The sequence below is a fragment of the Streptococcus suis genome (assembly GCA_022354845.1).
Classification (GTDB): domain Bacteria; phylum Bacillota; class Bacilli; order Lactobacillales; family Streptococcaceae; genus Streptococcus; species Streptococcus suis_AA.
On sequence record CP031970.1, the window covers coordinates 76,187 to 100,918 of the forward strand.

Genomic DNA, 24,732 nt, shown 5'->3' on the forward strand with positions numbered 1-24,732 from the left:
GAGCGAGCAATCGTATCTTAGTTAGGGGAGGAACATGAAAGCAGAATTAATTGCTGTTGGAACAGAAATATTGACAGGTCAAATTGTGAATACGAATGCTCAATTCTTGTCAGAAAAATGTGCAGAGCTAGGTATTGATGTATACTTCCACACTGCTGTAGGTGATAATGAACAGCGACTATTGTCTGTGCTTGAAATTGCAAGTAAACGAAGTGATCTGGTCATTTTATGTGGTGGTTTAGGTCCTACTGAAGACGACTTGACTAAGCAAACTTTAGCGACATTTTTGCAAAAAGAGTTGGTTGCTGACGAACTAGCGATGGCAAAATTAGACCGTTTTTTTGCCAGTCGACCAGGTCGTGTTCGCACACATAATAATGAGCGTCAAGCACAGATTGTGGAGGGAAGTCAGGCGCTACAGAACCCAGCTGGTTTAGCTGTAGGTGGTATGATTGAGCAAGATGGTGTGACCTATATTGTTTTGCCTGGCCCACCAAGTGAACTCAAGGCCATGTTTTCTGAGAGTCTGTTACCTTTTTTGACTCAATCTCAGCAACAACTTTACTCGCGTGTCCTACGCTTTTTTGGAATAGGTGAAAGCCAGTTGGTGACTGTTTTAGCGGATTTGATTGACAAGCAGACAGACCCGACTCTTGCGCCTTATGCAAAAGTTGGAGAGGTGACGCTTCGTTTATCTACGAAGGCAGATAGCCAGGAAGAAGCGAACGTTCGTTTGAATCAGTTGGAAGAAGAGATATTGCAACGTGACCATTTGAGAGTTTTTTTCTATGCATATGGGGATGACAATAGTTTGGTTAAAACCGTAGCGACTCTTTTAGAGGAAAAGAAACAATCTTTGGGCATCCTAGAGAATGGAACAGGTGGTTTATTACAAGCAGAATTGAGTCTGGCTTTGGCTGGTCAGCCGTATTATAGTGGAGGAAAAATCATCGGTCAGCTAGGGACAGAATCGGGCGGGCTATCAGAAGAAGCAAGTCGCATTCGGGAGGAACTACAAGCTGATTTAGGGCTAGTTGTGTCGGTGGCGGTCAAACCAGAATCAACAGTAGACAACGTACTTGCTAAAGTATATCTAGCCTTGGCCAGTACCTCGGGTATTTCCAAAAAAGAGGTAGATTTAGGAGGTTATTCATGGCAATACCTTCGTCAACTTGCTTGTTTACAGGCGTTAGATTTTGTACGAAACACTTTGTGAAATAGCAGATATTTGCTATAATAGTTTGACTAAGAAAAGAGGAGAAAATCATTGGCTAAGAAACCAGGAAAAAAACTAGAAGATATTACAAAAAAATTTGGAGATGAACGTAAAAAAGCGCTGGATGATGCACTGAAATCTATTGAAAAAGATTTTGGTAAGGGAGCTGTCATGCGTCTCGGTGAACGTGCAGAGCAAAAGGTTCAAGTTATGAGCTCAGGTAGTCTGTCTATTGATATTGCGCTTGGGGCAGGTGGTTATCCCAAAGGGCGTATCATTGAAATTTATGGTCCAGAAAGTTCAGGTAAGACAACAGTTGCTCTTCATGCTGTGGCTCAAGCGCAGAAAGAAGGTGGAATTGCAGCCTTTATTGATGCAGAACATGCTTTGGATCCAGCCTATGCAGCAGCCCTAGGGGTAAATATTGATGAATTACTTTTGTCGCAACCAGACTCAGGTGAACAAGGTCTTGAGATTGCAGGTAAGTTGATTGACTCTGGCGCGGTTGACTTAGTTGTCGTTGACTCTGTAGCAGCCCTTGTACCTCGTGCAGAAATTGATGGTGATATTGGTGATAGTCACGTAGGTTTGCAAGCACGCATGATGAGTCAGGCTATGCGTAAGTTGTCAGCTTCTATCAACAAGACCAAGACAATTGCTATCTTTATCAACCAGTTACGTGAAAAAGTTGGGGTGATGTTTGGTAACCCTGAAACAACACCTGGTGGACGTGCTCTTAAGTTCTATGCATCTGTTCGTATGGATGTCCGCGGAAATACGCAGATCAAAGGTACTGGTGATCAAAAAGATCAAAACGTTGGTAAGGAAACCAAGGTCAAGATTGTGAAGAATAAGGTAGCTCCTCCGTTTAAGGAAGCTATCGTTGAAATCATGTATGGAGAGGGAATTTCTCGCACAGGTGAATTGATCGAGATCGGTAGCAACCTTGGTATTATTCAAAAAGCAGGTGCCTGGTATTCTTATAATGGAGAAAAAATCGGACAAGGCTCTGAAAATGCTAAGAAATTCTTGGCAGACAATCCAGCAATCTTTGATGAAATCGACCGTAAGATTCGTATTCACTATGGTTTGATTGAAGCGGATGAAGAACAAGAAGTAGTGGAAGCAGAAGAAAATACGATTGCTGTTGAAGATATACAAGATGTTGTACTTGATCTAGATGGTGGGATTGAGTTAGAAGATTAGGATGTTGAAATGGGAGGAAAAGATTTCTCCCTTTTTTCTTTTTTAGGAGAATATCCACGAAAGAAACGTATATTTTGAGGAATTTTAGTTGGGATTTCCGAATTTTCGCCAATAAATTTTGAGTTTTTCTAAAAAATAGGTCTACAGACTGAGTATTTATATGGTATAATGTAATATAATGTGTTTAATAAAATGAAGCAAAGGAGTGACTACATGATAAAAATTTATACAGTATCTAGTTGTACCTCTTGTAAAAAAGCAAAGAATTGGTTGAATGCACATCAACTATCCTATAATGAACACAATTTGGGAAAAGAGGCAATTACAAAAGAAGAAATTCTTAACATCTTAACAAAGACTGAAAATGGGATTGCAAGCATTGTTTCATCGAAAAATCGTTATGCAAAAAGTTTAGATTTTGATATCGAGGAGTTAAGTGTGAACGAAGTAATCGATTTGATTACCTCTAATCCTCGCATTTTAAAAAGTCCAATATTAATTGATGAGAAAAGACTCCAAGTTGGCTATAAGGAAGATGATATCCGTGCATTTTTACCTCGTTCTGTAAGAAATGTTGAGAATGCACAGGCCCGCATGAGAGCAGCTTTATAAATTGTGTTCAGAGAGCTCTAAAATAAAGGGTTCTCTTCGTTTATTTATTTGAGAAAAATGTCCAAATATGGTATAATAACTAGACCATAAAATGAAAGAAGGTGTAAGTATGGGATTCACGGAAGAAACTGTCCGTTTCCGTCTCGATGATACCGATAAGCAGGAAATCAACAAAACATTGATTAGTGTTTATCGTTCTTTGGAAGAGAAGGGCTATAATCCAATTAACCAAATCATCGGTTATGTATTGAGCGGGGACCCTGCTTATATTCCGCGTTATAATGACGCGCGTAACCAGATTCGTAAGCATGAACGTGATGAAATCATTGAAGAATTGGTACGCTATTACCTGAAAGGGAATGGGATAGACCTTTAATGAGAATAATGGGATTAGATGTTGGTTCTAAAACTGTAGGGGTCGCTATTTCAGATCCATTAGGTTTTACAGCTCAAGGTTTGGAAATCATTCCGATTGATGAAGACAAGGGTGAATTTGGCTTGGAACGTTTGACAGAGCTTGTTGAACAATACAAGGTTGATCAGTTTGTTGTTGGCTTACCAAAGAATATGAACAATACAAGTGGCCCTCGAGTAGAGGCTAGTCAAGCTTACGGTGATTTATTAACTGAGCGATACAAACTTCCAGTAGAATATCAGGACGAACGGTTGACAACTGTTGCAGCAGAGCGAATGCTAATTGAACAAGCAGACATTAGTCGAGGAAAACGTAAAAAAGTTATTGACAAATTAGCAGCTCAGCTGATTTTGCAAAATTATTTAGATAGAACATTTTAAAGGAGACACCTATGGCACACCATCACGATCATGAACATGACCATAATCACGACGAACCTGAATTGATTACTTTAGTAGACGATCAAGGTAATGAAACACTTTTTGAAATCTTGTTGACAATTGACGGTCAGGAAGAATTTGGAAAGAACTACGTCCTCCTGATTCCTGCTAGTGCAGAAGAAGATGAGAACGGAGAAGTTGAAATCCAAGCCTACTCATACATTGAAAATGAGAACGGCACAGAAGGAGACTTGCAACCAATTCCAGAAGACGCAACAGCAGAGTGGGATATGATTGAAGAAGTTTTCAACAGCTTTATGGAAGAGGAATAAAAAGGTCCAGTGGACCTTTTTATCTTTGAGCCCAAAATTTGAAAAGCGAAAACAAAGGTCCAGTGGACCTTTTTATCTTTGAGCCCAAAATTTGAAAAGCGAAAACAGAGGTCCAGTGGACCTTTTTATCTTTGAGCCCAAAATTTGAAAAGCGAAAACAAAGGTCCAGTGGAAAGAAACAGTCTAGGAAGAGACTGTCTCAGTCTGAGACCGAAAATAGAAGAGTGGTATTTCTAGTTGGTTTAATCGAGGATTCTGCTCTGAAGAACTAGAACCTCCCTTCTGGAAAACGATTGTACTACAAAGTTTTGTTAAGCTGGGGAATGAGATGAGTGCAGAACTGGAAAAGTATTTGAGAGCAAACTCAGATATCATTAGGATTTTGGAAATCGTTAGGGAACTTGATTTAAAAGATTCTTGGCTATGTGCTGGGACGATTCGTAATTTCATCTGGAATCAATACCATTTTGATAAGACAACTGATGTTGATATTGTATTCTTTGACGAAGGAATATCCTATGAAAAAACTTTAGAAATAGAGAACCATTTGCATTATATGTATCCAGAATATAAATGGGAATTAAAAAATCAGGTCTTTATGCATATTCACAGTCCGAACAGTCTTCCTTACCAGTCATCAAAAGATGCAATTGAAAAATTTCCAGAAAGATGTACAGCTGTTGGTGTACGACTGCTAAAAGAGGGAAACATGGAACTGTTCGCCCCATTTGGAATGGAGGACATCTATCAATATAGAGTACGGCCTACCCCTCATTTTTTAGCGGACAAAAACCGTATGCAGCTGTATAAAACGAGAGCTTCTAAGAAGAACTGGGATCACAAATGGCCGCAAATGATCATTTCATTTGAAGAATAGCTAAATAGATAAGTTCTATTTGGCCTTTTTTTATTTATCCAAATGTATATTCGCGTTGCTTGAATGATGAGAGCAAAATGACCACATTCTAAAAAGAGGACATAAATGTCATGTAAAGTATTGCTTGTTTTCGATAAACTATAGCCAACGAATTAAGAAAAAACTAAGAGGTTAATAGTTTATGAAATTTGAACAAACTTACGCAAAGGTTAGTGGTATTGTACATAAGGCTCGTCAAGAATTTTATATCAAGTTATGGGAAAAGTCAGACTGGGATCAAGAAGGAATGATGGTATTATATGAATTATTAGAAAAACAACCCCAGTTATATGATGATAAAGAAAAATTATATGTATATTTTAAAGTAAAATTTAGAAATCATATAAAGGATGTTATACGCAAGCAAGAAAGTTACAAAAGAAAATTTGACAGAATGGCACATGAAGACATCCATGACCTATCCCATGTTGTGAAATCACCTGGACTGGTTAACGATGAATTTATTCTTCTGCAAGATATGTTACAGTCTTATCGGCAACAGTTAAATTCAGAACAACTAGAGCAATACGAAAAATTGATGGCAGGCCAGAGTTTTAGTGGCCGAAAACAAATGATTCGTGATTTGCAAGACTATTTAGCAGATTTTAAATAAGCTAGGTCAAGACTGGATAGTATGCATTTTTTCTATCAACTTAGGACGTGTAAAATACCATGATAGGCTATGTGAGATGTCTATGACAGTTTCTCCATTGAATAATAAAAATGAACAAGAAGCCCTCGCTAAGTGAAGAATCTTAGCAAGGGCTTTTGGTTTACGACTTATTGATTTTAATAATCAAAGACAAAACGGATGCGCTCTACTGACGAGCTCTCCCAAAAGCCCAGCCTCCGATTGCCAAAAGAAACAAGGTGATTCATCTAAATTAATTATATATTTACTCTGAATGAAGCAATATCGATTCTTTGTGACTGAATTTTTGTTTTTTACGCAAGGAACCACCTGCCCCTTCGGACAGGTGGGTTTCCCACATATCAACCAATCCTCCCTGTAGGGATCGAACCTACGACCCACGGATTAAGAGTCCGCTGCTCTGCCAGCTGAGCTAAGGAAGGATAAAAAAATAAAAATGCTGTATTGGTACCGGTTATCCATGATTTGTATTGATCCCGCACGCTAGAAGCAGGTGGGTGACACGTTTCTGACTTAGTTGCTTCTGGGTGTGCCAGCTTGCATACTGTCAGAGGATCTTTGTCTCCCTAATAATACAAAAATAGTCGGTCAACACATAGGTATGAATTCGTATACCACAGCAGTTCTTATCTATAATTTAATCTTACCACTTTTTTTAGAAAAATCAAGAGAAAAAATCAAAAAATGTAAGCGTTGCCAAAACATTATTGGTTAAAAACCTTGTGTTACCAAGGTTTTATCTATTATTTTTTTTTCAAATTTTTTATCTTTTCTTGGGTCATACCCAAGGCACGCTCGTATTTACCGGTGTCATTGGCGGTAAAGTAGTCCGCATGAAGTAACTTATCGGGCAGGTATTGCTGGTCCACCCATTTTTCAGGATAGGCATGCGGATACTGGTAGCCAATGGCATTTCCCAGCTCCTTACTTCCAGCATAATGACCGTCTCGCAGGTGATTTGGAATAGGCAGATGACCGTTTTTCCGCAAATCAGCCAGAGCTGCATCCATAGCCTGATAGGCAGAATTAGACTTGGGTGAGAGAGCCAAATCAACGACCACGTTGGCAATCAAAATCCGTGCTTCTGGAAAACCAATTTTCTGGGCAGCTTCAAGGGCGGTCACCGTATGGATTTGTGCCTCTGGATTGGCCAAGCCGATGTCTTCATAGGCAATGACCGTCAAGCGACGAGCCAGACTAGGCAGGTCCTCTGCCTCAATCAAACGGGCGGCGTAGTGTAGGCTGGCATTGACATCGCTGCCTCGAATGGATTTTTGCAGGGCTGAGAGAATATCGTAGTGGGCATCGCCGTTCTTGTCCATGCTGATGTAGGACTTTTGCAGGCTATTTTCCACGGCATCCAGATCAATGTGGCGACTACCATCATCACTTTCCTTGGTCGAAAGCACAGCCAATTCTAGCGAATTATAGGCAGCTCGCAGGTCACCGTTGGTAGCATTGGCTAGGAAGTCCAGAGCCTCCGGTTCAATGGTGACAGGGAAGTCAAATCCACGTTCGCTGTCTGTCAGAGCCAGTTCCAAGGCTTGTCGGATGTGGCTGGTTTGCAAAGGCTGCAATTCAAAAATCTGCACCCGACTACGAATGGCAGGCAGAATTGAGAAAAAGGGATTTTCCGTCGTTGCCCCAATCATGATGATATTGCCATTTTCCAAGAGAGGAAGCAGGAAGTCCTGTTTGGTCTTGTTGAGACGGTGGATTTCATCGAGCAGGAGAACCAAACCACCGGAAAACTTAGCTTCTTCAGCGATTTCCTGCAGGCGTTTTTGGTTGTCTGTCGTGGCATTAAAGGTCCGAAAGGCATACTTGGTCGTGCCAGCAATTGCGGACGCAATCGAGGTCTTGCCAATCCCTGGCGGACCGTAGAGAATCATGGACGATAGCATATTGGCATCAATCATGCGACGGATAATCCTTCCAGGACCGACCAGGTGTTCCTGACCGATTACTTCATCAATGGATTTGGGCCGCATGCGAAGGGCGAGATTGGCTGGCATAGGCTTCCTTTCAGTGTATTTATGGTATAATTATTATACTACAATTTTAAGATTTGGAGAGAAACGAAGATGGTGGAGTTGACGGTGAGTGTTTTGGAAGAATACTTGCGTGACCACTATGGGACGACAGTTCCCGAGCAAAGTCTCTTTATGAAATTAGTGGAAGAAATTGGTGAAGTGGCAGAGCTGCTGAACAAGCGTGCAGGCCGCAAGATGATGGACGGCGAAGAAGACAGCTCTGCTTGTCTGGCAGAAGAACTAGCTGACGTTATTCACTATGCTGTAGCCTTGGCAGCGGTGAATCAACTAGATTTAACTAAGTCCATTTTGGAGAAAGACGAGCGGGCTTCCGTCAAATACGGTCGAGAAATAAATTTATTGGAATTTATAGAAAAGAGGAAATAGAATGGCGAAACATGGCTTTTTAGATGTGCTGGAAGTGGCACTGGACAAACACTTTACCTACGATTACGAGCTCAACTGGGACAAGAAAAACCACGCAGTTGAGTTAGCTTTCATCTTGGAAGCACAAAATGCGGCTGGGATTGAAACGGTGGATGACGAAGGCAATGCCTCTGCGGAGGATATTTTCCTAGAGGAGTATGTCCTTTTATACAACCAGGACAAGTCTCGCTTTGACGAGGAAGACTACCTGGTGGCTCTGCCATTTGACGCCAAGAAGGGCTTTTCGGCAGAGTTTCTGACCTACTTCGCAGTCTTTCTCAAGGATACCGCCGACCAAGGTTTAGACGACCTCATGGACTTCCTGAGCGACGAGACTGCCATTGACTTTGGCCTTGACTGGGACGCGGAGGCTTTTGAAAAAGGCAGAGCAGACTTGGTGGAGGGAGAATTTTACCCATATCCGAGGTATTGAGATGGTTCATGAAATGTTACTGGCTCCAAAACCGTTTGAAATGATGAAGTCTGGTCAGAAGACCATTGAGCTACGACTTTACGATGAGAAGCGCAAGCATATACAAATTGGAGATCGCATCCGTTTTTATTGTACAGAGAATCAGACGCAAACGATCGAGGTGCAAGTATTAAATCTTCACATATTTGATAATTTTGCTCAGTTATACAAAGAACTGGATTTATTATCTTGTGGGTATACGCAAAGCAGTATCAGAGAGGCGAAACCAGAAGATATGGAAGTTTACTATTCGCGAGAACAGTTAGAACAATATGGTGCAGTAGGTATAGAATTGAGGGTAATAGATTCTATTTGACATTCCGTTTCCTCTCTTGCTTGACTGTGGGTGAAACTTTTGCTACTATAAAAATAGAAAAGGCGTTGAGCTGGAACTCAACGCCCAGTAGGACCGCTAAACGGTGGTTCAGTTCGTTAGATTAAATAACCGTCAGAACTGTATCAAAGTTTGCTGACGGTTATTTTTTATCTCGAATAGCTAAAATGATGACGATTATCAAGCTCAGCATTTCAACAAGTAGACCTGATAAATATAAATCCAGAGTTCTCAGACGTGAGAGTTTTGAAACGATATTTTTCAAAACTCGAGCTAGTGCGTGCCTTAGACAAATCTTATAGGATTTGTCGTTGCCAGATGAGTAAGTTTACTTACCATCTGGCATGGGCTAGCCTTTCTAGCAGATTTGCTGTCCACTTCCATGGGCATCACCTCCGTTCAGAAACTTGGAACCATCGTCTCAAACTTTCCTACACATGTTTATTCGCAGTGCGATTAGAAAATTTTCGAAAAAGTATTATTAGGGCTCCATCGCGCAACATTAACTTGTAAAAAAGGCTAGAAATCGGTACAATAATTTTAAATAAAATTGTATACAATTTGTAATAATGGATGAGAAAATGCTTTGGAGGGGAAATGTACATTACTTATATTGTTGGAAATGGATTAGATATACAATATGGTCTAAAAACAAAATATAAAAACTTTTATGAATTTCAAAATGAAATTTATAAAAATAAGAAAGAGAAAAATGACTATTCAAACTTTATATATGAAGCTCTCTTCAAGGACAGAGTGAATGATTATGAGAACTGGTCAGACTTTGAGTTATCGATTGGAAAATTGACTAGGGATAATGAAGAGATTACTAAGACCAATGATGCAAAAGAAAAGTTTATTAATGATTTATCTGATGTAATTGATGATTTACGATTTTATTTAAGTGATGTTCAAAAGTCATTTGAATATGAACAAAAAATTATTGATTTTGGAGAGACATTCAACCGCTTAATTAGTGATTTACCCACCCTAAATCAGCCACTAATTACTAAACTTTTCGATGAAAATAGGTTTGAACATGACATTGTTAATTTAATGACATTAAATTATACTAATGTATTAGATAAATTATTTGAGAAGTCGATGGATACATATAAGAACAACTATCGGTCTAGTTCAAGTTCAACTTATAAATTTATTGTGAGAAAACCGATTCACTGCCATGGAAGTTTAGAATTGAACACAATCCTTGGTGTCAGTAATTCAGAACAGCTATCGGATGAATTTTCTGAGGAGCAGAGAGAATTTTTAATAAAAAATTTGAGTCTCTCAGGAGTTCGTGAAAACCTAGATATTAGAAACGAACAAATTATCAAAAATTCAGATATTCTCATTATTTATGGAGCATCATTGGGACAGACAGATAGCTATCTTTGGGAAAAAGTAGCAAAATGTTCATTAGAACGTGGTGTTCCGATAATAATTTACCACTATGTTGAAAATTTTGATGCCGGAAATCCAATTCGAGTGAGACGTCTGTATACAACTTTTGAAGATAGGTTTGTTAATAATTGCGGAATTGACTCGGAATTAGAACAACAATTGAGAAAAAATATTATTACAGTTATTGGTAAAAGTATTTTTAAATTAGTTGATATAGAGTAGAAAAGGAAAACAAACATGAACTCATGGCAAGAATTAACGATTCACGTGCATCGTGATGCAGAAGAAGCAGTTTCAAATCTCATGATTGAAACGGGCAGTCAGGGGGTAGCCATTAGCGACTCGGCTGACTATGTGGGACAGGAGGACCGTTTTGGTGAACTCTATCCCGAAGTGGAGCAGTCAGATATGATTGCGATTACGGGCTATTATCCTGATACTGTAGATATTGAGGAAGTTAAGGCAGACTTGGCGACTCGCTTGGCGGATTTGACAGGCTTTGGCTTGGAGATTGGTCAGGTCAGTCTAGAAAGTCAGGAATTGGCAGAAGAAGATTGGGCGGACAACTGGAAGAAATACTATCAACCAGCGCGCATTACCCATGATTTGACCATTGTGCCATCTTGGACAGACTACGAGGCGAATGCTGGTGAGAAGATTATACGTCTGGACCCAGGCATGGCTTTCGGTACGGGTACCCACCCGACTACCAAGATGAGCCTCTTTGCTCTTTCTCAGGTCCTTCGTGGTGACGAAACGGTCATTGACGTCGGCACAGGCTCAGGTGTACTCTCTATTGCCAGCTCCCTCTTGGGTGCTAAGGAGATTTTTGCCTATGACTTGGATGAAGTGGCGGTGCGTGTGGCTCAGGAAAACATTGACCTCAATGCCCACACCAGCAATATCCATGTCGCGGCAGGCGACCTGCTTCGTGGCGTTGACATTGAAGCAGAAGTCATCGTTGCCAACATCTTGGCGGATATTCTCATCCATCTGACGGAGGATGCCTACCGTCTGGTCAAGGACGAGGGCTACCTAATTATGAGCGGTATCATAGCGGACAAGTGGGACATGGTGCGAGCATCGGCGGAGGCGGCTGGATTCTTTCTTGAGACCCACATGATTCAAGGTGAGTGGAATTGCTGTATCTTCAAGAAAACGGCGGACCGCTCAGGTGTGATTGGAGGCTAGGATGCAGCAGTATTTTGTCAATGGCAGAGCACCGCAGGGCATTTTCCAGATTAAGGATAAGGACACTGCCAAGCATATGTTTTCTGTCATGCGCTTGCAGGCAGATGAACAGATTGTCCTAGTCTTTGACGACGGGATTAAACGCTTGGCACGGGTAGTGGACAGCCAAAGCCAATCGGTTGAAATCATCGAAGAACTGGCAGACAATGTCGAATTACCCGTTTCCGTCACTATTGCCACGGGCTTCCCCAAGGGAGATAAGCTCGAATTTGTCGCCCAAAAGGCAACGGAATTAGGCATGACAGCCCTCTGGGCCTTTCCAGCTGACTGGTCAGTGGTCAAATGGGATGGTAAAAAATTAGGCAAAAAAGCAGAGAAGCTAGAAAAAATCGCCCAAGGTGCAGCCGAACAAAGCAAACGCAATCGAATTCCAGCTGTTCGTTTATTTGAGAAAAAAACGGATTTTCTAGCTCAGCTGGCAGGATTTGACCAGATTATCTTAGCCTACGAAGAGGCTGCAAAAGAGGGCGAACAAGCCAATTTGGTGAAGGCCTTATCTGGTTTAGAAACTGGTCAATCAGTCCTTGTCATTGTCGGTCCAGAAGGTGGCGTATCGCCTGAGGAAGTAGCCGCATTTGAAGGAGCAGGAGCGGTCAAGACAGGACTGGGTCCTCGCATCCTCCGAGCAGAAACGGCTCCACTCTATGCTCTTTCTGCTATTAGCTACGCGACGGAATTGTTGAGGTAGTATATGTTTGCTTTAGGAACGATTATCAATACCTTGGCCATTGCCCTAGCAGGTTTGCTAGGGTCTTGGTTTGGGCATTTACTAAAAGAACGCCATCAGTCGGGGTTGACGATGGCGAGTGGTGTTGCTGTTCTTTTTCTGGGGATTTCTGGTAGTTTAGAGGGGTTACTGACAGTTGTAGATGGTCAGATCACAAGTCAGAATAGTATGCTTCTGGTCATTAGTTTGGCGTTAGGAACCTTGATGGGGGAAGTACTCCATATCGAAGGTTGGTTTGAGCAACTTGGTGTTTGGATCCGTGAAAAATCGGGAAATAGTCAAGATTCTCAGTTTTTAGATGCCTTTTTGACGGCTTCCTTGACTGTTTGTATTGGAGCTATGGCCATTATTGGTTCTATTCAAGATGGTTTGACGGGAGATTACCGATTATTAGCTATTAAAAGCATTTTGGATTTTATAATTATTTTGATTATGACTTCTAGTTTAGGTAAGGGAGCAGGGTTTTCGGCCGTACCCGTCTTCTTTTTCCAGGGCTCAGTAACGATTTTGGCACGTTTGATTGAACCGATTATGACGGAACAAGCACTTGCGAACCTTTCTCTAATAGGGTCAGTTCTTATTTTTTGTGTCGGAGTTAATATTGTTTGGGATCGAAAAATCCGCGTGGCCAATATGTTGCCAGCTATTCTCATTGCGGTGATTTGGAGCTATTTTGCATAAGAAAACCAGGATTCCCCTGGTTTTTACTGTTTTCGTTCAAATTGCAAGAGGCTGACCTGCCCCAAGCCCTTCCAGACCTCCTCGACTTGCCCGACCTGTTGAAAATCATTTTTCAGGAGTACCTGCTGAGAAGCATAGTTTTCTGGCAGGACAAAGGCGACGATTGTTATTATCGGGCATTCTTCTAGTAGGAAATGGCAGAGCAGACTGACTGCTCGGCTAGCCAGACCTTGATTCCAGAAAGCATGATGAAGACGGTAGCCAATGGTCACCGACGCAGTTCGTTTTTTGTAGTCGAAAACTTCCAAGACGCCAATCAATTTTCCTTGAAATTCTAGTCCTAAAAACAACCTTTTTTTCTTATTAAAATCACGTTGGAAATGACTGATTCGTTTGCGAAGGGTTTCTTTACTTTTAGTTGATGTGTTAGGAGTGTATTGGAAATGAAGGGGATTGGAATAGATTTCCCAAAGATTGTCTAGATCACTTTCTTGGATGTGTCGTAGTAAAATCGGAGGGTGGTCAAGAAATGGAATAGTGTCAAATAATGTATTAGTCATAAAGATAGTATATCTGAAAAGTAGACTTTCTCAAACCTTTCAGCGCTATCCTTTTTCTTTTTTCATGAAAATGGTAAAATAGTAGGAAACATAAGAGGAAGAGTAATGACATGAAAGAAATAAATTATACTGGGGAGGAAGTGGTTGCCTTAACGGCCACCTACTTACCGGAAGAAGATGTTGCCTTTGTCAAAAAAGCATTAGATTTTGCTACAGAGGCGCACAAAACACAATTTCGTAAATCAGGTGAGCCCTATATTGTACACCCTATTCAGGTGGCAGGTATTTTAGCAGGTCTCAAGCTAGATGCGGTGACGGTTGCATGTGGTTTCTTACATGACGTGGTTGAAGATACAGAGGTGACCTTGGATGAGATGGAAGCTGAATTTGGCCCGGAAGTCCGCCATATTGTCGGCGGTGTGACCAAACTGGGTAAGGTTGAATATAAATCTCATGAAGAACAACTAGCTGAAAACCACCGAAATATGCTAATTGCTATGTCTCAAGATATGCGGGTGATTTTGGTTAAACTCGCTGACCGCTTACACAACATGCGGACTCTTAAGCACTTGCGCAAGGACAAGCAGGAACGTATTTCACGTGAAACAATGGAAATATATGCACCTCTTGCTCACCGCTTAGGTATTTCTTCCATTAAGTGGGAATTGGAGGACATGTCTTTCCGCTATCTCAATGAAGTTGAATTTTATAAAATTACACATATGATGCGTGAGAAGCGCCGTGAGCGTGAGGAATTAGTGACTGAAGTCGTCAACAAACTGCGAGAGTATACAGAGGAACGCCATCTTCACGGACAAATCTATGGTCGTCCAAAGCATATTTATTCTATTTATCGGAAAATGCATGATAAGAGGAAGCGTTTTGATGAGTTGTACGATTTGACGGCTATTCGTTGTATCATGGATACTCAAAGTGATGTTTATGCGATGCTAGGTTACATACATGAGTTGTGGAAACCAATGCCAGGAAGATTTAAAGATTACATCGCAAATCAGAAAGCAAATGGTTACCAATCCATTCATACGACTGTATATGGGCCTAAAGGTCCAATCGAATTTCAAATTCGTACTGTAGAGATGCACCAAGTTGCAGAGTACGGGGTTGCAGCACACTGGGCCTATAAGCGTGGTGGTAAGGCAACCGCTTCTGAAAAAGAATTGCGTTGGATTAATAATTTGATCGAACTTCAAGAAGGTGCTGGTGGAGATGCACAAACCTTTGTAGATTCTGTCAAGGAAGACATTTTTACAGAACGAATTTATGTCTTCACTCCTGATGGTGCGGTACGGGAACTGCCTAAGGACTCTGTGCCAATCGACTTCGCATATGAAATTCATACCAAGGTAGGTGAGCGAGCGACAGGTGCTAAAGTCAACGGTCGCATGGTCCCTCTGACAACCAAACTCAAAACAGGGGATCAGGTAGAAATTATTACTTCAGCCAATTCCTTTGGTCCGAGTCGTGACTGGGTTAATCTTGTAAAAACCCATAAAGCCCGTAACAAAATCAAGCAGTTCTTTAAAAATCAAGATAAGGAATTATCGGTTTCCAAAGGACGTGAGATGCTTCAAAGCTTGCTTCAAGAAAATGGCTACGTTCCGAACCAGTATTTAGATCGTCGTCACATGGATGAAGTTTTGCAAAAGACCAGCTATAAAACAGACGAGGCACTTTATGCCGCAGTCGGTTTTGGAGAAGTTTCTGCTGTGTCAATCATCAATCGTTTGACAGAAAAGGAACGTCGTGAAGCCGAACGTGCCAAGGCAAGAGCGGTAGCAGATGAACTGGTTAATGGTGGAGAGGTCAAACACGACAATAAAGACAGTTTAAAAATCCGACACGAGGGTGGTGTGGTTATCGAGGGCGCTTCTGACTTGCTTATTCGGATTGCCAAATGTTGTAATCCAGTACCGGGTGATGAAATTGTTGGTTATATCACCAAGGGGCGTGGGGTGGCTGTTCACCGTGTGGACTGTATGAACCTTAAGAGTCAAGAAAATTACGATGTGCGCTTAATTGATGTTGACTGGGAAGATGATAATTCAACAAAAGAGTACATGGCCAATATTGATATTTATGGACTGAATCGCTCGGGACTTCTCAATGATGTTTTGAAAGTATTGACTAATGCTAGCAAAAACATTTCGTCCGTTAATGCACAACCAACCAAGGATATGAAATTTGCGACGATTCATGTATCCTTTGGGATTTCCAATTTGGCAACCTTGACAAGTTTGGTCGACAAAATTAAGTCGGTTCCAGAGGTTTATTCAGTGAAAAGGACCAACGGATAAGATGAAAATAGTATTACAACGTGTTTCTCAAGCTAGTGTGACTATCGAAGATATGGTACATGGGCAGATCAAGCAAGGCCTTCTTCTTTTGGTCGGTATTGGTCCGGAAGATGGTCAAGAAGATTTAGATTATGCTGTGCGAAAAATCGTTAGTATGCGGATATTTTCAGATGAGGCAGGTAAGATGAACAAATCTGTTCAAGATGTGGAGGGCAAGATATTATCCATTTCTCAATTTACTCTTTTTGCGGATACAAAAAAAGGTAATCGCCCTGCATTTACAGGAGCGGCAGCTCCTGCTATGGCTAGTCAACTCTATGATGAGTTTAATCAGGCCTTGTCTGAATTTGTACCAGTCGAGGTGGGTGTCTTTGGGGCTGATATGCAGGTCAGTCTAGTCAATGATGGACCAGTTACCATTATCTTAGATACAAAAAACAGGTAAGAATTTCAGAAATAGCCTATAGTCTCTATCTCTATTTTGATATACTAATGTCGAAAGGTAGTCATGGAAGCTGGTTATGAAAAAATTGTTCACCAATCATTTCTTTTATTTGACGATTGCATTTATTTTGATTCTAGTGATTTTCTTTAGCGGAGTGGATAAACGCTGGATCATTCTTGTGAGTTTTCTTTACTTCATCCCTTCGCAGATTTTATATCGGCGTCGCCTAAAAGAGCGACTACAAGAAGACCAGCCCGAGTAGGCTGGTTTTTTGGTATGTAAATTGGACTACAATGTTTTATTAAGTATGCTACAAAAATTTTGTGAAAAGTAAAGACGGTAGCGCTAATTTCTGAAAGGTAGGTGGGAGCGGTACAGAACTCAACTAGTAGAAAATGAGTTCGACTTACCGCCCCCGCACAGCTCAAAAGGTTCAGTGAACATTTTGAGGTTGGAAATGGAGCGAACTTGTTCGCAACAGTCGTATAGGTTAGATTTGGAGTGCGAAGCACGAACTGCTGTGATTTGCTTTGCAAATCCTATCTCCAACCTTAAACAGTCCCCTGGACTGTTTAAGCCAATCAACCACTGTGCTGAGATGTTGACGCGAATTAAGAGAAGTGGAATGGAACTTTTTGTTCTACTATGCAAATCATCCGAATCTGACGAAGAGGCTAGCCCAAGCCAGCTGGTAAGTGAACTTACTCATCTGGCAACGACAAATCCTATAAGATTTGTCTAGGGCTCGCACTAGCTCGAGTTTTGAAAAATATCGTTTCAAAACTCTCACGTCGAAGGTCTTAGCTTGTCAACCTTGAGGTGCTGACACTCATGTTTGTAGCTGGTAACTTTGTTATCGCTCCCGTGATGTTCGTTCTTGAATTGGTAAAAACGGCAAAAAAATAACCGTCTATAACTTTGGCGAGTTCACGGTAATTTTTTCATAATTTATAACAAGTCACCGTCTTAAACGGTTCTGCAAAGGGTAGTTGTTTCTGGCAACTACCTTTTTCTATGTTTAATATACATCGGCAGGTCTATCAAGTCGAATTGGACATTTATCTTTTGTCTAAATATGCTATAATAATGATTATTACTTACAAAAAATGTAGGAGATTTCTATGCTTAATATTTTTGTATTAGAAGATGATTTTTTTCAGCAGAGCAGGCTAGAAAATGCTATTAGGCGGTGTGTTGAAGAAACGTCAGTAAGGTATAAATTCCTAGAAGTTTTTGGTAAACCAAATCAGTTATTGGAATCAATTGAGGAAGCAGGCAATCACCAATTTTTCTTTTTAGATATTGAAATTAAAGGCGAAGAAAAGAAAGGAATGGAAATCGCTAAAGAAATCCGTGCTCGCGATCCCTATGCTGTTATTGTCTTTGTAACAACTCACTCAGAATTTATGCCGGTAACGTATCGTTATCGAGTTTCTGCTTTAGATTTTATAGATAAAGGCCTAGAGGATAGTGACTTTCAAAAGGCAGTATCAGATGTGTTAGTGCATGCTTTTGAAAATATTGATCATACTATAGCTGAAAATTCTTTTGTATATAAAACTGAAACTGCTTATATTCAAGTCCCTTTTAGTGATATTCTTTATTTTGAAACATCATCAACGATTCATAAAGTCATTTTAAAAACGAAAACAGGTCAGACTGAGTTTTACGGGAAAGTATCCGATATAGCGAAAGCTGACGAACGACTTTACCAGGCACATCGTTCTTGTGTAGTGAATCCATTAAATATAACAAGATTGGACAGAACAAACCATATTGCCTATTTTGAGAATGGAGAATCTTGTTTTGTTTCTCGTTTGAAGCAGAAGAAACTTGCAGATTTGCTGGAGATTAAATGATGAATATTTTTATATCTCCTTTTTATGATACGGTTTTCTTTATTGACATGCTGATTCGTTTGATGATTCTTCAACAAATCAGTGGTTTATTTTTGAGCAATTTGAAAAAATGTTGGATTGCTTTCCTATTAACCGGTTGTCAAATAGTTTTTTATGACATATATCTGTTATTAGAGCCTTTTTCTTTTTTGGTTATTATTCCTTTTTTAAAAACAAATTGGAATGGAACCCAGAAACTATTTTACGGCTTATTGCCATTTGTAATAGGGGATATGTTTCAACGTATCATAAGTCTCTATTTAAGATTTGTGTTTCAATTGGATTATTTCAGTTTAGGTTTATTTTTCGATATTATTTTAACCTTGTTGCTTATACCGTTCTATACTCTCTTTTTTAAAGGGTTGAGAATTGAAGCTAAGTATTTAAAAGTTGATACACTTGATAGTGATTTTAAAAATATGTTTATCCGTTTGAATATTTCATTCATTGTCTATTTTCTTTTTGTCAGAACTACAGTTCTAATTGAAAGATGGGTAGAAATGAAAGTAATATCAGTTAATTGGGATCCTTATTATGTTCGTACCAATATAGTATTACTTTATTTTGTTCTTTTTACAGCAAGTTTATTATATCTGAATTACAGAAATAAAGAAAAACAAGACAAAGAAATCCAGGAGTTGAAAGACAAACAATTAACAGATTTAGGCCGTTATAGTCGTCATGTTGAGTCACTTTATAAAGAAATTCGAAGTTTCCGACACGACTACACTAATATTCTTATTAGTCTGAATGAAGCAATTAAGGAAGAAGATATTGTTGCGATTCGTTCAATTTATCAAGAAGTGATAGCAGATTCTGATAGAAAATTCTATGATGGAAAGTACGATATAGCTAGATTATCCAATATACAAAATCCTGCTGTGAAGAGTTTGCTGTCATCTAAGATGTTGGAGGCGCAAAAAAAAGGTATTGCAATTTCTGTGGAAGTAGATGCTGAAATTGAACCACCTGCTTTAGAGTTGATAGAATTCATAACGATTCTGTCTATTTTATTAGATAATGCTATCGATGCTGCAGAGCAGTGTACAAATGGAAATATTGTATTTGCCTATTTCCAGGAATATGACCGAAAAATTGTCGTTGTAGAAAATACTACGGTTGAAGATAAGGTATCCACAAGTCATATTTTTGAATATGGTCATTCTACAAAAGGAGATAATCGAGGAATTGGCTTGGCCAATGTAAAAGCTATTTTACATAAATATCCTAAATTTTCTATATCAACGAACAGTAGCAATCATCGATTTGTTCAGGAGTTGATTTTTATAGAAAATGAGTATTAATGAAATACAAAGGAGACATTAGGTATATAAATTGAGAAAGAAATAAAACACTCCAGTTTCTAGTTTGCTAGCTTTTTACCAGGAGTGTTTTATTATGTCTGAATTTAGGAGGACTAGTGTGACATAGTTTATTTTTTCCCTTGTATACGTGGTAGAAGAAAGTCCCAAAAATCTGAACGATTTCCCCCAGTGATATTCTGGAGTTCTTCTTTTGAAAGTGAGTGGGACACTGTACAATTATTATGTTTATTCATTTGTTAATCTCCTTTTATTATTTATATCTTAGACTTTATTTATAGTTTCATTATAAAGGAATTTTAGTGAAAACGCACACATAAGTAATGAATGGTCATTATTTTGTAATGAATGACCATTTTTTAAATTTTATAAAGAAAAAACAATATATTGTATCATATTATAAAATAATATGATGCAATATATTAGAGGTGATTTACATGAAGATAATAACAATTAATATCAATAAAGGTGGTACAGGTAAGTCTACTTTTTCTTATAACTTTTCTAAGTGGTTATCATCTATAAAACATAAAAAGGTTCTTCTAATAGATGGGGACTCATCATGTAATTTAACTTATTCTTTTAAAGAATTAGGGACAAGTTCTATTTATGATGCATTTAAAGGAGGAGCTTTTGAGATATACCCTGTTGATAAAAAACTGGACTTTATCAAAGGTTCAGAATTTTTAACTGATGAGGATTTGGAGCTTAGGAAGAAACAAAATAATTGTCTGATTCTTTTTATGTGGTTTGCGGATAACATTGATGTGCTAAGTAAATATGATTACGTTGTTATAGATACTCATAATGATGCTAGCTTGGTTACATCGAACTTTATAGCAGTTGCGGATGCTGTGATTGGAGTTTCAGAACCTTCTAGAAACGGTTATCGTGCCTGGTTAGAACTCCAAGAAACCATTAGTCGTCTTAAATCTGAGGTTGTCGACATTATGACTAGGAGGTCCTATATTCAGGCTGTTCCGTATCTGATTGGGAATAAAATAGAGCATATCGGAAGTAGCTCACGAGAATTTTTGGATATTATTGCTGATGATTCAGGTTTGTTAGGAGTAATTCCGAAAAAAGAATTACTGGCAAAGAGCTTGTTGAGCGATAAGAGTATATTTGAACTTCAGGATGAAATGTCAGATGCTGAAAAGAGACGTCATAAGCACTTTTATGATCACATTGAAGAAGTCTTTGAAAAAATCATTCATACTATATAAGGAGAAGTAATCATGACAAATAAATTTTCAAATTTTCAAAAAGCTAGGGAGGAAGTTTCTGTAAAAAAAGGAATGGTAGTATCAGAAAGTCAAGAACTGAAGAAGACTTATTCTTTTACTCTATTGCCCTCAGAACGTCAAATGCTTAAGGAATTGGCAGAGTCGTCCCCTATCCGTGTGTCAGATTCACAGTTTCTTTCAAGCTTAATTAGAGATTATTATCTCAACAGAAAATAACCAAAAAATTCAGCTTACTTTAGCTGGATTTTTTCTTTAACGGTAAATAATGGTCATTCATTACAAAATAACGACATTTCATGACAAGAAATAAAATTAGGACTCTTTTTGTTTTATACTATGCATGTAAACAAAACAACACAGAAAAAAAATCAGATAGGGGTAAAGAATATGATTTTTTGGCAATTATTTTTGGAACTACTAAAGAAACCAATGGCTTAGTTAAATAAAGAAAGGAGAAACTCATGAAAAAAATGACAGATGTAGAACTTCAAAATATTACAGGTGGAAGTATTTTAGGATTGGTAAGTTTTGTAGGAAATGCTATTCGTCGCCCTATAATTTATCTTCCAGGAGAACCGGTGAAACCTAAAGTAGCTATTATGTAGGAGGAATAGAATGACTAAATTTAAAACTTTAAGTCAATCAGAACTTCAAAATACAAATGGTGGGAGCATTTTAATTCCAGTACCAGTCATCTGGTCGAAGAAGATTGCAGAATGGCTTATTAAAACATTGAAATAAATTTTAAAAAATAAATAAAGAAGGAGGGTGATGGATATGTCGCATATGTTATATCTTTTAAAGGTTGCGTTTTCACCAACAGTGATTATTTTCATTTAAAATATATAATAAATCACAAAAAATATTAATAGATAGGTCATAATTTAGAACAAAATAATACATAAAGGAGAAAAATAATATGACTAAATTTGAAATAATGGATAATATGAATACGAACTTTGTAGCACTTTCAGATCAAGAGTTGATGGAGATGGAAGGTGGTTTCTTTGGTCCGGTGCTGTTTACTGTATGGGGAACGCAAGTACTTGTTGGTCATGCACTATCTGCAGGAGCAACACTCGGAATTGCAGCATTGGCAACAACTTAAAAATAAAGGAGATAGATAATATGATTAAAGATTATGAGACAGTAAATTTTCAGGAGTTAGAAGAAATTAAAGGTGGTTCAGTAGCTGGAGCGTTGGCTATTGCATGGGGAGTGACTAAAGCTGTAGGTATTGTAGGTGCGACAGCTACAACTGTATATGTAGGAGGGAAAGCTGTAAAAAGAGCTGGGGACTGGGTTTTATCTCATTTTTGATAAAATAGGATGTCGGGGAGGTAAACGATGAAAAACGAAATAAAACGAATTATGAAGATTTCCCTACTATTTTTTTCTTTATTTGTAATAAATATATTAGTCCTTAAATTGCTATCAATAATTGGATTTAACATGGTTATTACTGAAAACAGCTATTTAATTCCACCTCTGTTTTCAACTGTAATTTTATTAATTATTGAAAAAAATAGAACTGGAAGCAATAAAAAACACAGCTAACAGCATATATAGAAGAGGTTCTATTATAAAATAAGTAGAAGTATTGTAAACGCAACCATCAAATGATTATTAATTCAGAAAAGGCTGGATATCAGCTTTTTTCTGTTGTGTCATTTTCAAATCAGTAGAAATAGTGTATGATAATAGATATGTAAATCGATAGGAGATTATATGCGTTTTAAGAAGAAACATTATCGTGCTCAAGTAGATACTAGGGACTGCGGTGTTGCATCTCTAGCAATGGTTTTTGGTTTCTATGGGTCTTATTACTCATTGGCCACTTTGCGTGAGTTAGCGAAGACTACACAAGAGGGGACAACAGCTTTTGGATTGGTCAAAGTTGCTGAAGGTGAAGGATTTGAAACTCGAGCAATCCGTGCAGATATGACTCTTTTTGATGAGGATATCATCTATCCTTTTATTGCTCATGTAGTCAAAAATGGGAATTTGATGCACTATTATGTCGTAACTGGATGTGATAAAAAGTCAATCCATATTGCCGATCCAGATCCGACAGTTAAGATGATTAAGATGCCACGTGAGCGATTTGAAGAGGAGTGGACAGGAGTATCTCTTTTTATTGCTCCCACTCCCAGCTATAAGGTTCACAAAGAAAAGAAAGATAGCTTATTGTCTTTTGTCCCTATCCTTGCTAGACAGAGGGGACTGATATTAAATATTGTCATTGCCACTCTTATAGTGACTATAATCAATATTGTTGGTTCATACTATCTACAATCGATTATAGATACCTATATTCCTGAACAGGTAAAAAATACTCTAAGCATTGTGTCAGTTGGATTAGTTATCGTCTATATTCTTCAACAACTGATTTCATATGCTCAAGAGTACTTATTATTGGTCCTGGGGCAGAGATTATCAATTGATGTTATTTTGTCTTATATCAAGCATGTTTTTCACTTGCCGATGTCTTTCTTTGCAACAAGAAGAACAGGGGAAATCGTTTCACGTTTCACTGATGCTAATTCAATCATCGATGCTTTAGCAAGTACGATTTTATCGGTTTTCTTAGATGTTTCGATTATCATCATTGTTTCAATTGTTTTGTTTTCTCAAAACATTAACCTATTTTTCATTAGCTTACTTGCATTGCCAATCTATACCGTGATTATCCTATCTTTCATGAAACCATTCGAAAAAATGAATCAAGAAACAATGGAATCTAATGCGGTCCTATCATCTTCAATCATTGAAGATATTAACGGCATTGAGACAATCAAGTCCTTAACAAGTGAACGTCAACGTTATCAAAAGATTGATAAGGAATTTATTGATTATCTGAAGAAGTCATTTGCTTACGGTAGAGCTGAGAGCATTCAGAAAACGCTAAAAAAATTGGCTCAGTTATTGCTGAATGTTGCGGTATTATGGATGGGAGCAAATCTTGTTATGGATAATAAGATGACATTAGGTCAGCTTATTACCTATAACTCTCTATTGGTTTACTTCACAAACCCTCTGGAAAATATTATTAACCTTCAGACGAAGTTACAAACTGCTAAAGTTGCAAATAACCGCCTAAATGAAGTATACCTGGTAAAATCTGAATTTGAAGAGCAAAAAACAGTTCATGATTTGAGCCATTTCAAAGGGAATCTAACATTCAACAGTGTCAGCTATAAGTATGGATATGGTAGAGATGTTCTTAGTGACATTAATCTCACATTGAAAGCAGGTAGTAAGGTGTCATTTGTAGGAATTTCAGGTTCAGGAAAAACTACATTGGCCAAGATGCTTGTTAACTTCTTTAGTCCATCAAAGGGTGAGATTTTATTAGATGATGTGAATCTAGAAGACATTAACAAAGAAAGTCTTCGAAGATATATCAATTATCTACCTCAACAACCGTATGTTTTTAATGGTACTATCCTGGATAATCTTTTGCTAGGAGCAAAAGAGGGAACGACTCAGGAAGATATTTCTAGGGCAGTTCAAATCGCAGAAATCAAGTCCGATATAGAATCTATGCCGTTGAACTATCAAACAGAATTAACGTCAGATGGTGTTGGTATTTCAGGAGGTCAGCGTCAGAGGATTGCCTTGGCTAGAGCCTTATTGACGGATTCTCCAGTATTGATTTTAGATGAGGCAACCAGTAGCTTAGATGTATTGACTGAGAAGAAAATCATAGATAATCTTATGGAATTAGATAAGACATTGATTTTCATTGCTCATAGATTAACAATTTCTGAAAGAACGGAGCATATTGTTGTCCTTGATAAAGGTAAAATTATTGAAGAAGGAACTCATCAAGATTTGCTACAGAAACAAGGATTTTATGCTCATTTAGTAAATAGTTAGGAGGGAATC

31 protein-coding genes, 1 tRNA gene, 1 other RNA gene and 1 pseudogene are annotated in these 24,732 nt (G+C 38.6%); 29 read left to right on the forward strand and 5 right to left on the reverse strand.

The window, feature by feature from the left end; genetic code table 11:
- Nucleotides 1–34 precede the first annotated feature (34 nt).
- From D2A30_00445 to D2A30_00480, 8 genes are all read left to right on the forward strand, one after another.
- Nucleotides 35–1,216 (forward strand): competence/damage-inducible protein A, encoded by a 1,182-nt coding sequence (locus tag D2A30_00445; GenBank protein ULL20205.1) that lies wholly within the window; start codon nt 35–37, stop codon nt 1,214–1,216.
- A 51-nt stretch (nt 1,217–1,267) separates the two neighbouring features.
- Complete coding sequence (gene recA, locus D2A30_00450) at nt 1,268–2,422, forward strand: recombinase RecA (GenBank protein ID ULL20206.1); 1,155 nt, start codon at nt 1,268–1,270, stop codon at nt 2,420–2,422.
- Nucleotides 2,423–2,635: 213 nt separating this feature from the next.
- Entirely contained in the window at nt 2,636–3,034 is a 399-nt protein-coding gene (locus tag D2A30_00455; GenBank protein ULL20207.1) for a transcriptional regulator Spx, read from the forward strand.
- 109 nt (nt 3,035–3,143) lie between these two features.
- Nucleotides 3,144–3,410 (forward strand): IreB family regulatory phosphoprotein, encoded by a 267-nt coding sequence (locus D2A30_00460; protein ULL20208.1) that lies wholly within the window; start codon nt 3,144–3,146, stop codon nt 3,408–3,410.
- On the forward strand, nt 3,410–3,829 hold the full coding sequence (ruvX, locus tag D2A30_00465) for a Holliday junction resolvase RuvX (protein ULL20209.1): 420 nt from the start codon (nt 3,410–3,412) through the stop codon (nt 3,827–3,829). Before D2A30_00460 ends, ruvX begins: the two co-directional genes overlap by 1 nt.
- Nucleotides 3,830–3,840: 11 nt before the next feature.
- Nucleotides 3,841–4,161, forward strand: a complete 321-nt coding sequence (locus D2A30_00470; GenBank protein ID ULL20210.1) for a DUF1292 domain-containing protein — start codon at nt 3,841–3,843, stop codon at nt 4,159–4,161.
- A 328-nt stretch (nt 4,162–4,489) separates the two neighbouring features.
- The gene (locus tag D2A30_00475) at nt 4,490–5,038 is read left to right on the forward strand and encodes a nucleotidyltransferase family protein (GenBank protein ULL20211.1); all 549 of its coding nucleotides are present in this window, start codon (nt 4,490–4,492) and stop codon (nt 5,036–5,038) included.
- 181 nt (nt 5,039–5,219) lie between these two features.
- Nucleotides 5,220–5,690 carry a sigma-70 family RNA polymerase sigma factor gene (locus D2A30_00480; protein ULL20212.1) on the forward strand — a complete coding sequence of 157 codons (471 nt, stop codon included), beginning with the start codon at nt 5,220–5,222 and terminating at the stop codon, nt 5,688–5,690.
- 388 nt (nt 5,691–6,078) lie between these two features.
- On the opposite strand, the gene D2A30_00485 is transcribed toward D2A30_00480, so the two are convergent.
- The 3 genes from D2A30_00485 to D2A30_00495 all read right to left on the reverse strand — a co-directional run bounded on the left by D2A30_00485 (nt 6,079) and on the right by D2A30_00495 (nt 7,744).
- A tRNA-Lys gene (locus D2A30_00485) sits at nt 6,079–6,151 on the reverse strand.
- Between the two features lie 10 nt (nt 6,152–6,161).
- A non-coding RNA gene (ssrS, locus tag D2A30_00490) (6S RNA) lies at nt 6,162–6,355 on the reverse strand.
- 117 nt (nt 6,356–6,472) lie between these two features.
- Nucleotides 6,473–7,744: a replication-associated recombination protein A gene (locus D2A30_00495; GenBank protein ID ULL20213.1), complete on the reverse strand. Its 1,272-nt coding sequence runs from the start codon at nt 7,742–7,744 to the stop codon at nt 6,473–6,475.
- Nucleotides 7,745–7,813: 69 nt separating this feature from the next.
- Here D2A30_00495 and D2A30_00500 point away from each other — a divergent pair, with 69 nt between their 5' ends.
- The 7 genes from D2A30_00500 to D2A30_00530 all read left to right on the forward strand — a co-directional run bounded on the left by D2A30_00500 (nt 7,814) and on the right by D2A30_00530 (nt 13,057).
- Nucleotides 7,814–8,149, forward strand: coding sequence for a nucleotide pyrophosphohydrolase (locus D2A30_00500; GenBank protein ID ULL20214.1), 336 nt, complete (start codon nt 7,814–7,816; stop codon nt 8,147–8,149).
- A 1-nt stretch (nt 8,150) separates the two neighbouring features.
- On the forward strand, nt 8,151–8,621 hold the full coding sequence (locus D2A30_00505; GenBank protein ID ULL20215.1) for a DUF3013 family protein: 471 nt from the start codon (nt 8,151–8,153) through the stop codon (nt 8,619–8,621).
- A 1-nt stretch (nt 8,622) separates the two neighbouring features.
- Nucleotides 8,623–8,976: an RNA-binding protein gene (locus D2A30_00510; GenBank protein ULL20216.1), complete on the forward strand. Its 354-nt coding sequence runs from the start codon at nt 8,623–8,625 to the stop codon at nt 8,974–8,976.
- A 615-nt stretch (nt 8,977–9,591) separates the two neighbouring features.
- Nucleotides 9,592–10,620 carry a tryptophan synthase subunit beta gene (locus tag D2A30_00515; GenBank protein ULL20217.1) on the forward strand — a complete coding sequence of 343 codons (1,029 nt, stop codon included), beginning with the start codon at nt 9,592–9,594 and terminating at the stop codon, nt 10,618–10,620.
- 15 nt (nt 10,621–10,635) lie between these two features.
- Nucleotides 10,636–11,589, forward strand: a complete 954-nt coding sequence (locus D2A30_00520) for a 50S ribosomal protein L11 methyltransferase (GenBank protein ID ULL20218.1) — start codon at nt 10,636–10,638, stop codon at nt 11,587–11,589.
- Between the two features lies 1 nt (nt 11,590).
- Nucleotides 11,591–12,337: a 16S rRNA (uracil(1498)-N(3))-methyltransferase gene (locus tag D2A30_00525; protein ULL20219.1), complete on the forward strand. Its 747-nt coding sequence runs from the start codon at nt 11,591–11,593 to the stop codon at nt 12,335–12,337.
- 3 nt (nt 12,338–12,340) lie between these two features.
- Complete coding sequence (locus tag D2A30_00530) at nt 12,341–13,057, forward strand: DUF554 domain-containing protein (protein ID ULL20220.1); 717 nt, start codon at nt 12,341–12,343, stop codon at nt 13,055–13,057.
- Between the two features lie 23 nt (nt 13,058–13,080).
- On the opposite strand, the gene D2A30_00535 is transcribed toward D2A30_00530, so the two are convergent.
- The gene (locus D2A30_00535; GenBank protein ID ULL20221.1) at nt 13,081–13,617 is read right to left on the reverse strand and encodes an N-acetyltransferase; all 537 of its coding nucleotides are present in this window, start codon (nt 13,615–13,617) and stop codon (nt 13,081–13,083) included.
- A gap of 110 nt (nt 13,618–13,727) precedes the next feature.
- On the opposite strand from D2A30_00535, the gene D2A30_00540 reads away from it, so the two are divergent.
- From D2A30_00540 to D2A30_00565, 6 genes and pseudogenes are all read left to right on the forward strand, one after another.
- Nucleotides 13,728–15,932: a bifunctional (p)ppGpp synthetase/guanosine-3',5'-bis(diphosphate) 3'-pyrophosphohydrolase gene (locus D2A30_00540; GenBank protein ULL20222.1), complete on the forward strand. Its 2,205-nt coding sequence runs from the start codon at nt 13,728–13,730 to the stop codon at nt 15,930–15,932.
- Nucleotide 15,933: 1 nt separating this feature from the next.
- Nucleotides 15,934–16,377, forward strand: coding sequence for a D-tyrosyl-tRNA(Tyr) deacylase (locus D2A30_00545; protein ULL20223.1), 444 nt, complete (start codon nt 15,934–15,936; stop codon nt 16,375–16,377).
- Between the two features lie 76 nt (nt 16,378–16,453).
- Complete coding sequence (locus tag D2A30_00550) at nt 16,454–16,639, forward strand: hypothetical protein (protein ID ULL20224.1); 186 nt, start codon at nt 16,454–16,456, stop codon at nt 16,637–16,639.
- Between the two features lie 509 nt (nt 16,640–17,148).
- A pseudogene (locus D2A30_00555) lies at nt 17,149–17,324 on the forward strand (putative holin-like toxin).
- 174 nt (nt 17,325–17,498) lie between these two features.
- Entirely contained in the window at nt 17,499–18,236 is a 738-nt protein-coding gene (locus D2A30_00560; protein ID ULL20225.1) for a DNA-binding response regulator, read from the forward strand.
- Nucleotides 18,236–19,579 carry a GHKL domain-containing protein gene (locus D2A30_00565; protein ID ULL21960.1) on the forward strand — a complete coding sequence of 448 codons (1,344 nt, stop codon included), beginning with the start codon at nt 18,236–18,238 and terminating at the stop codon, nt 19,577–19,579. Before D2A30_00560 ends, D2A30_00565 begins: the two co-directional genes overlap by 1 nt.
- 128 nt (nt 19,580–19,707) lie before the next feature.
- Here the strand turns inward: D2A30_00565 and D2A30_00570 are convergent, their stop codons facing one another.
- Entirely contained in the window at nt 19,708–19,833 is a 126-nt protein-coding gene (locus D2A30_00570) for a bacteriocin (GenBank protein ID ULL20226.1), read from the reverse strand.
- 201 nt (nt 19,834–20,034) lie between these two features.
- On the opposite strand from D2A30_00570, the gene D2A30_00575 reads away from it, so the two are divergent.
- From D2A30_00575 to D2A30_00610, 8 genes are all read left to right on the forward strand, one after another.
- On the forward strand, nt 20,035–20,823 hold the full coding sequence (locus tag D2A30_00575) for a ParA family protein (protein ID ULL20227.1): 789 nt from the start codon (nt 20,035–20,037) through the stop codon (nt 20,821–20,823).
- 12 nt (nt 20,824–20,835) lie between these two features.
- On the forward strand, nt 20,836–21,060 hold the full coding sequence (locus D2A30_00580) for a hypothetical protein (GenBank protein ID ULL20228.1): 225 nt from the start codon (nt 20,836–20,838) through the stop codon (nt 21,058–21,060).
- A 245-nt stretch (nt 21,061–21,305) separates the two neighbouring features.
- Nucleotides 21,306–21,449 (forward strand): bacteriocin, encoded by a 144-nt coding sequence (locus D2A30_00585; protein ULL20229.1) that lies wholly within the window; start codon nt 21,306–21,308, stop codon nt 21,447–21,449.
- 10 nt (nt 21,450–21,459) lie between these two features.
- On the forward strand, nt 21,460–21,585 hold the full coding sequence (locus D2A30_00590) for a bacteriocin (GenBank protein ID ULL20230.1): 126 nt from the start codon (nt 21,460–21,462) through the stop codon (nt 21,583–21,585).
- A 178-nt stretch (nt 21,586–21,763) separates the two neighbouring features.
- Complete coding sequence (locus tag D2A30_00595; GenBank protein ID ULL20231.1) at nt 21,764–21,952, forward strand: class IIb bacteriocin, lactobin A/cerein 7B family; 189 nt, start codon at nt 21,764–21,766, stop codon at nt 21,950–21,952.
- Between the two features lie 20 nt (nt 21,953–21,972).
- Nucleotides 21,973–22,164 (forward strand): class IIb bacteriocin, lactobin A/cerein 7B family, encoded by a 192-nt coding sequence (locus D2A30_00600; GenBank protein ULL20232.1) that lies wholly within the window; start codon nt 21,973–21,975, stop codon nt 22,162–22,164.
- Nucleotides 22,165–22,191: 27 nt separating this feature from the next.
- Nucleotides 22,192–22,401, forward strand: a complete 210-nt coding sequence (locus D2A30_00605) for a hypothetical protein (protein ULL20233.1) — start codon at nt 22,192–22,194, stop codon at nt 22,399–22,401.
- A gap of 171 nt (nt 22,402–22,572) precedes the next feature.
- On the forward strand, nt 22,573–24,723 hold the full coding sequence (locus D2A30_00610; GenBank protein ULL20234.1) for a peptide cleavage/export ABC transporter: 2,151 nt from the start codon (nt 22,573–22,575) through the stop codon (nt 24,721–24,723).
- The last annotated feature ends 9 nt before the right edge of the window (nt 24,724–24,732 follow it).